At 60.9% G+C, this 8,043-nt stretch carries 11 protein-coding genes; 5 read left to right on the forward strand and 6 right to left on the reverse strand.

Annotated elements, in window-relative coordinates; genetic code table 11:
- Nucleotides 1-205, reverse strand: a 205-nt coding sequence (locus PMI21_RS00160; protein ID WP_007942193.1) for a hypothetical protein, incomplete at its 3' end; no start/stop codon positions are given.
- A gap of 95 nt (nucleotides 206-300) precedes the next feature.
- On the opposite strand from PMI21_RS00160, the gene PMI21_RS00155 reads away from it, so the two are divergent.
- From PMI21_RS00155 to PMI21_RS00140, 4 genes are all read left to right on the forward strand, one after another.
- Entirely contained in the window at nucleotides 301-987 is a 687-nt protein-coding gene (locus PMI21_RS00155; RefSeq protein ID WP_007898703.1) for a spermidine synthase, read from the forward strand.
- A gap of 49 nt (nucleotides 988-1,036) precedes the next feature.
- Nucleotides 1,037-1,411, forward strand: a complete 375-nt coding sequence (locus tag PMI21_RS00150; RefSeq protein ID WP_007942195.1) for a YajD family HNH nuclease — start codon at nucleotides 1,037-1,039, stop codon at nucleotides 1,409-1,411.
- A gap of 204 nt (nucleotides 1,412-1,615) precedes the next feature.
- Nucleotides 1,616-2,086: an RNA methyltransferase gene (locus PMI21_RS00145; protein ID WP_007942196.1), complete on the forward strand. Its 471-nt coding sequence runs from the start codon at nucleotides 1,616-1,618 to the stop codon at nucleotides 2,084-2,086.
- Nucleotides 2,087-2,166: 80 nt separating this feature from the next.
- Nucleotides 2,167-2,532, forward strand: coding sequence for a YgaP family membrane protein (locus PMI21_RS00140; RefSeq protein ID WP_007942197.1), 366 nt, complete (start codon nucleotides 2,167-2,169; stop codon nucleotides 2,530-2,532).
- Nucleotides 2,533-2,593: 61 nt separating this feature from the next.
- On the opposite strand, the gene PMI21_RS00135 is transcribed toward PMI21_RS00140, so the two are convergent.
- On the reverse strand, nucleotides 2,594-3,823 hold the full coding sequence (locus PMI21_RS00135; protein WP_007942198.1) for a hypothetical protein: 1,230 nt from the start codon (nucleotides 3,821-3,823) through the stop codon (nucleotides 2,594-2,596).
- A gap of 36 nt (nucleotides 3,824-3,859) precedes the next feature.
- On the reverse strand, nucleotides 3,860-4,309 hold the full coding sequence (locus PMI21_RS00130; RefSeq protein WP_007942199.1) for a YcgN family cysteine cluster protein: 450 nt from the start codon (nucleotides 4,307-4,309) through the stop codon (nucleotides 3,860-3,862).
- Between the two features lie 275 nt (nucleotides 4,310-4,584).
- Between PMI21_RS00130 and PMI21_RS00125 the strand changes: the two genes are divergently transcribed.
- Nucleotides 4,585-5,178: a nitroreductase family protein gene (locus tag PMI21_RS00125; RefSeq protein WP_007942200.1), complete on the forward strand. Its 594-nt coding sequence runs from the start codon at nucleotides 4,585-4,587 to the stop codon at nucleotides 5,176-5,178.
- A 142-nt stretch (nucleotides 5,179-5,320) separates the two neighbouring features.
- Here the strand turns inward: PMI21_RS00125 and PMI21_RS00120 are convergent, their stop codons facing one another.
- From PMI21_RS00120 to rnd, 3 genes are all read right to left on the reverse strand, one after another.
- Nucleotides 5,321-6,253: a D-2-hydroxyacid dehydrogenase gene (locus tag PMI21_RS00120; protein ID WP_007942201.1), complete on the reverse strand. Its 933-nt coding sequence runs from the start codon at nucleotides 6,251-6,253 to the stop codon at nucleotides 5,321-5,323.
- A gap of 119 nt (nucleotides 6,254-6,372) precedes the next feature.
- Nucleotides 6,373-6,666: a YcgL domain-containing protein gene (locus tag PMI21_RS00115; RefSeq protein WP_007942202.1), complete on the reverse strand. Its 294-nt coding sequence runs from the start codon at nucleotides 6,664-6,666 to the stop codon at nucleotides 6,373-6,375.
- Nucleotides 6,663-7,796: a ribonuclease D gene (rnd, locus tag PMI21_RS00110; RefSeq protein ID WP_007942204.1), complete on the reverse strand. Its 1,134-nt coding sequence runs from the start codon at nucleotides 7,794-7,796 to the stop codon at nucleotides 6,663-6,665. Before rnd ends, PMI21_RS00115 begins: the two co-directional genes overlap by 4 nt.
- Nucleotides 7,797-8,043: the final 247 nt, after the last annotated feature.

Genomic DNA, 8,043 nt, shown 5'->3' on the forward strand with positions numbered 1-8,043 from the left:
GCGGCAACAACGGTGGCCCGCCGCTGCCGGAACCGGCCTTGGGCACGCTGGTCGGGGTGATCTGCGGGTACGGCGTCGGGGTGGCGGTGCCGGGTGAACCGGGTATCGGCGAGGGGCTGGTGGGGATGGTTTGCAGCTGCTGGGCCTGCACTGCAGTTATCGAGAGCGCGGCCAGGGCAATGACCGTTAGAATGGTGCGCTTCATCAATGGCTCCGTTGGCCTTGTGGTCATTTGCAGGCTACTCCCAACTGCGCTCGTTTGCCTTCTTCCGTCTGTCAATTTCTCCCCAAGAGAGCCTCATGAAACGTTTCGTTCTGCTCGACACCACCCCCATTCCTGAAAACGGCGGTGCCCTGTGCCTGTTCGAATACGGCGAGGATTTCGTCATCAAGATTCAGGGCGGCGATGGCGGGCAGTTGATGAACACCCGCATGCACGGCTCCGAAGATGCCCTGGCGGAAATCCCCTGCCGCAAGGTCGCCGGCCGGCCGAATTCGCGGGTATTGATCGGCGGCCTGGGCATGGGCTTCACCCTCGCCTCAGCGCTCAAGCATTTGGGCAAGACGGCTGAAGTGGTGGTCGCCGAACTGGTGCCCGGCGTGGTGGAGTGGAACCGTGGGCCGCTGGGCGAAAAAGCCGGCAACCCGCTGCTCGATCCGCGTACGGTGATCCGTATGGAAGACGTGGCCAAGGTGCTGCAAGCCGAGCCGCAGGGTTTCGACGCAATCATGCTCGACGTCGACAACGGCCCCGAAGGCCTGACCCAGAAAGCCAACAGCTGGCTCTACTCCGCCGGTGGCCTGAGCGCTTGCGCCAAGGCCCTGCGACCGAAGGGTGTGCTGGCGGTGTGGTCGGCCAGCGCTGACCGGCAGTTTTCCGACAAGCTGAAAAAGGCCGGTTTCAAGGCCGAGGAAGTGCAAGTCTTCGCCCACGGCAACAAAGGCACCCGCCATACCATCTGGATTGCCGAGAAGCTCAAGGGCTAGGCTAAACTTCAACACATAACCGTCATTAGTCTTTTACAAAGGTGAACCCATGAGTTCGTCAACGCCTCCAACCAACACCTCAAAGTTGGACCGTATCCTTGCCGACAACCAGCGCGACAAGGAAATGGGTTACCGCGACAAGGCCCTGAAGATGTACCCGCACGTGTGCGGCCGCTGCGCCCGTGAGTTCTCCGGCAAGCGCCTGAGCGAACTGACCGTGCACCACCGCGACCACAACCACGACAACAACCCGCAGGACGGTTCGAACTGGGAACTGTTGTGCCTGTATTGCCATGACAACGAGCATTCGCGTTACACCGATCAGCAGTATTTCGACGAAGGCTCGCTGAGTACGCCGAAGATTGCCAAGGCGACGCATAACCCGTTTGCGGCGTTGGCCGGATTAATGAAGAAAGAAGATTAAAAGCAAAAGATCGCAGCCTTGCTGATCGTTCCCACGCTCTGCGTGGGAATGCATCCCGTGACGCTCTGCGTCACATTCGAAAGCGGAACGCGGAGCGTCCCTGGCGGCATCCCCACGCAGAGCGTGGGAACGATCATCTCCAAACTGAACACCCTCCCCCCAATCCCCGTATAATCGCGCTTTTTTCCCGAAGGCACCCCGCTCGTGGCAGACAAACGGTACAGCTGCATTGGTTTGTATAACCCCAAATCACCGGAGAACGTCGGTTCGGTGATGCGCGCCGCCGGTTGCTATGGCGTGGCGTCGGTGTTTTACACCGGCAAGCGCTATGAACGCGCCGCTGATTTCGTCACCGACACCAAGAAAGTCCACTACGACATTCCGCTGATCGGCATCGACGACCTGAAGAAAATCCTGCCGCTGGGCTGTGTACCGGTCGCCGTGGAACTGGTCGACGGCGCCCGCTCGCTGCCGGAATACACGCACCCGGATCGCGCGCTCTACATCTTCGGCCCCGAAGACGGCTCGCTGGATAAAGAAATCCGCGACTGGTGCGAAGACGTGGTCTACATCCCGACCACCGGCTGCATGAACCTGGCGGCCACGGTTAACGTGGTGCTGTACGACCGCATGGCCAAGGGCAACAACACCCGCTCGGGCCCGAAATTCCGCTGAATCACCGCATATCCGATGGAACGAGCCGACCGCCTCGGCAGTCAGCTTGATTATCCATTCTTGAAGCCTGGAGACAGATCATGAGCGACCTCAAACGCGTAGAGCGCATCGAATCCACCCCGTTCCAGACTCAGCCCGCACAGAACGTCCAGGGTTGGGAGCGCATCGGTTCGCTGGCCGGTGGCGCGGTGATGGTCGGCAAAGGCCTGCGGCGCGGTGGTATGTTCGGGTTGATTCAAGTGGCGATTGGCGGCGTGGCGCTGGCGCGGGGTATTACCGGGCACAGTTCGGCGAAAAGCTTTCTGGAGAAGAGCCGTCAGGATATGGATAACGTGCGGGAGAAAATCGAGCGTACCGGGAAAGAGTTGAGTCGGTTGAAGGCCAATGCCGAGGCGGCGACCGTGACGGGCAATGATTCTTTGAAGTCGCCCAAAACCGGGGTTTAACCTTTTAAGGTCAAAAGATCGTCCGAAGGCTCGGGCCGCGATCGGACGATCTTTTGACTTTCTATTGCAACAACCCGCTATCGAGCACCTTGGAAGACTCGCCAATCACGCTCTCACTGAGCTGAACGAATGCCTTGGTATCGACACTCTCCAAACGCATCGCCCCGCGCAACACATCATCCAGCGAACGCTTGTTGCGGGTCTTCAGGCGAATCTCGCGATCCAGTTCCTGCAGCAACACCACCGCTTTGGCCACCTGCGCCGGGTTGATCTGCTCCCCACGCAAGGTCGTGACCTTCTGGCTGTCCTTGGCCAACTTGCCCTGCAGGCTCTCATACCGCTCATCACTCATGCCACCCGCGCGGCGCACCAGTTCGATGGCGTAATACTCGGCAAACCCTTCGCTGATCCAGTCGCTGCGCTGGCTGTCGTTGATCCGCCCGAACACCTGAGCCACTTCACGCATCAAGGCACTGGTGCCGCTTTCGCTGACCAGCGGCAGGCGGCTATTGAGGTAGATCGATTCCCGCGCGGCCAGGCTGCCACGCCACATCGGGTCATTGGCGCCGACGATCAGCAGTTTGCTGGGGTGACGCGGAAAAACTTCCTGCACTTGCGGCCACACGAACGTCAGCAGCGTCAGCACATCCATGCGGCGCATGCCCTGACCTTGAGGCGAGGCCACGGTGACTTCGGTTTCCCCCAGCCGCGTGCGTCGGCTGCCGAGGTTACCCGCGAGCATCCAACCGGTAGGACGGTCGAACAGGCGCGAGACGTTATCGATGCGGAACTTGTTCTTGCCGATCCGCGGCCAGGCGGTTTCGACGCTTTTCCAACCCGTGGGCAATTCGAATTCCAGGCGTGACACCAGCTCGATACCGTCCTGCTGATCGAGTTTCGCCGCAGGCACCAGGTCATCGCCACGCATCAGCGCCCAGTTTGGTGTCATGCGCGTGTCGAAGCTGCCGCTCTTGCGCCCATGGCTGATGCGCACGCGGTAGGTCAGGCTGGCCTTGTCGGCGGCCGGGCGCCAGACACCACGGGCCTGCGTGCCCGGTGTGAGCTGCCACTGGCCGTCGGCCTTGAAATCGCTGTAGTGACTGCCATCGCCCAAATCGAAATCCAGACTGCGCACCGCCGAGCCTTGGGCCAGGGTCAGGCGCACTTCGGCCTGATCGCTTTGCGGCAACAGGCGTACGTGATAATCCAGATCGACTTTCTTCGCCGCCCACACGGGCGAACTCAGGGCCAGCAGCCCGACAGCCAACGCCCGCAGCACTCCCACCGCCATACACACTCCTTGGTGAAACGCTAAAACGGCGGACGCTTAACCCGCGCGAAAAATCAGATGATCTTCCCAATCGTCTTCGGCCACGCTGCCTTCGGCGAGCATGCGCCCGGACTGGGAGATACGTTCGTGATGCACCGCATCACGATCACCGCACACCAGGTGATGCCAGAGTGGCAGATCCTTGCCTTCACTGACCAGTCGATAACCGCAGGTCGGCGGCAACCATTTGAACTCATCGGCCTTGCCCGGTGTGAGCTGGATGCAATCGGGCACAAAGTCGCGACGGTTGGGGTAATCGGTGCACTGACAGGTTTTGAGGTCCAGCAGCTTGCAGGCGATACGCGTGTAGTAGACAGCGTTGTCGTCTTCGTCCTCGAGCTTTTGCAGGCAGCACAGGCCACAGCCATCGCACAGCGATTCCCATTCCTCTTGATCGAGTTGATCGAGGGTTTTGCGTATCCAGAACGGTTCGACTTTGGCGGCCATGGCTCAAGCATCAACATCAGGTGGTGAAAAGGCCGCCAGTCTAGTGCCAAGGCACCGGCGGGCCAAGCATTGGCGACTGCCGGTACGACGGCACTTGTCAGTTTTTGCGCCACCCAGTAGCTTTGCCAGTCGCAAGGAGCCCTACCCAAGTGCCATTAACGCTCAACCGCGTTGCATTCAGGTGAACTGCCGGCTCAAAAAAACCTGGCGCTCAGCTCAACTGTTCCCGCCGGTTTTTCGACGACCCTCACTTTCAAACGTAAAGGAATCTCTTGATGAGTGCCAATCCACGCGTTGCCGATTACGCCATTCACCCTCAGTTCACCGATCGCTGGTCGCCCCGCGCCTTCACCGGCGAAACCATCCCCGAAGAGACCCTGCTGAGCTTCTTCGAAGCTGCCCGCTGGGCGCCATCGGCGTACAACTCGCAGCCTTGGCGATTTCTCTATGCGCGTCGCGATACGCCGAACTGGGAGCGTTACCTGGGCCTGCTGAACGAGTTCAACCGCAGCTGGGCGCAGCACGCCTCGGCGCTGGTGATCGTGATCTCGAAAACCACCTTCGTGGCGCCTGGCGCCAGCGAAGAAACTCCGGCGCTGTGGCACACCTTCGACACCGGTTCGGCCTGGGGCCACCTGGCGCTGCAAGCGAGCATCAGCGGCTGGCACACCCACGGCATGGCCGGTTTCGATCAGGAGTTGACCCGCAAGGAGCTGAACATTCCTGAGGGCTATGCGCTGCACGCCGCCGTGGCGATCGGCAAGCTGGGCGACAAGGCGACACTGGCCGAGTACCTGCAAGCGCGCGAAGAGCCAAGCCCGCGTCGTCCGCTGAGCGAGTTGGCGGCTGAAGGTAATTTCACCCTGTAAAAGCAAAAGATCGCAGCCTGATCGTTCCCACGCTCTGCGTGGGAATGCATCCCGTGACGCTCTGCGTCACATCCGAAGCGGAACGCGGAGCGTCCCTGGCGGCATTCCCACGCAGAGCGTGGGAACGATCATTGGCGTGAATTCAATACCCGCGCGCGAAATCCACTTCCCCACGCAACGCTTCGCCCGCCTGATACGCCCGCAGGTTCTCGACAAACAGCTTCACCATCGCCGGTGGCGAGGTCGGCGCCGAACTGTGGCCGGTCAGCAGCAGACCCCACGCGGTCCAGAACGGATGGCGTTGCGGCAGCGGCTCCTGACGGCAGACGTCGATCACGGCTCCCGCCAGATGCCCTTCCTTCAGAGCTTCCACCAGGTCCGCATCGACCACCGCAACGCCGCGCCCGACGTTGATGAACAACCCGGTTGCCTTGAACTGCTTGAACAGCGCGGCGTTATACAGGTCGTGTGTATTCGGGGTGTTCGGCAGCAGATTGATCACGTAATCCGCCTCACCGACCAGACGCGGCAAATCGCTCAACGCGCCGACTTCGACAAAGGGCGCCTGCTCCCGGGCGGTGCTGGCGATGCCGTATAACTCGACGCCAAACGGCAGCAGAAACTGCGCCACTGTCTGACCGATGTCACCGGTGCCGACAATCAGCACCTTGCATCCAGCCAGGCTTTGCCCCTGGCGATTGTCCCATTTGCGCTCGACCTGGCTGACCAGCCGCGCCAGTACTTCGCGCTCGTGGCCGAGCATGTAAGTCAGCACGTATTCAGCCATGACCTGACCGAAAATCCCTACTGCGCGAGTCAGCCGATAGTGCCGTGGCAAGCCATCGGCCAGTAGCGGCGTGATACCGGCCCAGGTCGACTGCAGCCATGCAGGCGTATGACCCTGACGCAACAGCGTCGCCAGCAGGTCCGGCTGACCGAGCCAGACCTGGCAGTCCGCGGCCTGACGGGCCAGTTCGGCGGAGTCGCCGCTGGTCAATACTTCCAGGTCAGGCGCTGCCTGACGCAACAGTTGGGCATACACAGGGTGGTCGTGTTCAGCAATCAGAACGCGCATGTTTCAAACCTTTCAAAAACAGTGCAGACGGCCGCCGACGGAGGATCACTCCATCGTCACGGCCATCGCCAAAATCATTCCAGTGTTTCATAAGGCTCTGAACAGAGCCTGTCTACCGATTACATCGGGTCGTTGCGGCGCAACAATTCTTCGGGCAAGTGTTCGATGTACTCGTCCTCGGCCGGTGGCATTTGCAGGTGGTAGCCCTGCTTGTCGAGGTTCTCCAGTACGACAGCAATGTCTTCGCGCGACAGCTTGCGCTCGGGGGTCAACACCAGGTCGAAAGCATGGATGGCTTTGCCGAAAGCCGCCATCAGGGGTTCAGGCACGCGCTCCAGTGCATCGCTTTTGAGCACATAGAGGTACATCTCGTTTTTCTTCGAGCTTCGATAAATGGAGCAAATACGTTTCAAGGCTGTTCTCCGGCGGTGGCCAGGCTGTCGAGCAGCGCCTGGCCCATCAATTCGCGGCGCCAGCCACGCAGCGAATCAGGCAATTGGTAAGGACCATTGGGGAAGCCGCTCTTGAGCAGCGCTTCCAGGGTTTTCTTGCGCAGCATCAGCTCCGGCGCGATGTTCAGTCGCTCGGCTTCGGCCTGGCCGATGGCGCGCAGCTGTTTGACCAGCGCGGCGGCTTCCACCGGCAATGGCTCCGGCACCGCTGGCGGCCACTGATCAGGCGACACACTGCCAGAGCGCTTGATCAGATCAAGCAAAAATTCGCCATCCTGACGCACGGTGCGCGGGTGCATGTCTTCGATTTTCGCCAGTGCGCCGAGGTTGTCCGGTTGGGTGCGCGCCAGCGGCCACAGGGAGTGCTCACGAACGATGCGGTTGCGCGGCAGATCACGGGCGCGGGCTTCACGCTCGCGCCAGGCGCAGAGCTCACGCAACACGGCGAGTTGGGCGCGGGACAGCTTCCAGGCCAGTTTGGCGTCGCGATAGACCTCGTACGGGTCGACCTCACGCCGCAGATTGGCGACCAGCTCTGCGCCGTCTTCCAGGACCCAGGCGTATTTTTCGTCAGAAAGCTTCGGACGCAGCTGTACGAAAACCTCCGCCAGATGCACGGCATCTTCGGCGGCGTAGCTGATCTGGGTGTCGGACAGTGGACGTTGCAGCCAGTCGGAACGGGTCTCGCCCTTCGGCAGGTCGATGCCGAGCACGTCCTGCACCAACCGCGAATAGCCCATGGAGAAACCCAGGTTCAGATAAGCGGCGGCCAGTTGGGTGTCGAACAGCGGCGCCGGCAGGCTGCCGGTCAGGCGCAGCAGGACTTCGAGGTCTTCGCTGCACGCATGCACGACCTTGACCACGGCCGGGTTTTCCAGCAACGCGGCCAGAGGCTGCCAGTTGTCGATGGTCAGTGGGTCAATCAGGTAAGCGCGTACGCCATCGCCGATCTGCAGCAGGCCTGCGATCGGGTAAAAGGTGTCGACCCGCATGAATTCGGTGTCGAGGGCAACGAATGGCAGCTGCTGCCACTCGGTGCAAAACTGACCGAGGCTATCGTTGTCGCGAATCCAGTGAATATCGATGGCCACACGGCTCTCCCTTGAAGAATGGCGCGCAGTATATATCGCCCCCGGCGATTTCCGCGCATCCACTGAACAAGAGCTTTAGCGAAAATACCTGCCGGACAGCAAGAATTGTCTGACAGGTGGAGATCAGGGGGCGTTCTCAATTAGTTTCCCCGCCGCGTTGTCGCCTTAAAGCGGGCCAGGCAAGGCGCAGGCCGCTGGGAATGGTTGTTCCCTTTCCAAGGCCTGCAACGCAGCCTGGCCCGCTTTA

The organism is Pseudomonas sp. GM18 (genome assembly GCF_000282195.1).
GTDB lineage: Bacteria > Pseudomonadota > Gammaproteobacteria > Pseudomonadales > Pseudomonadaceae > Aquipseudomonas.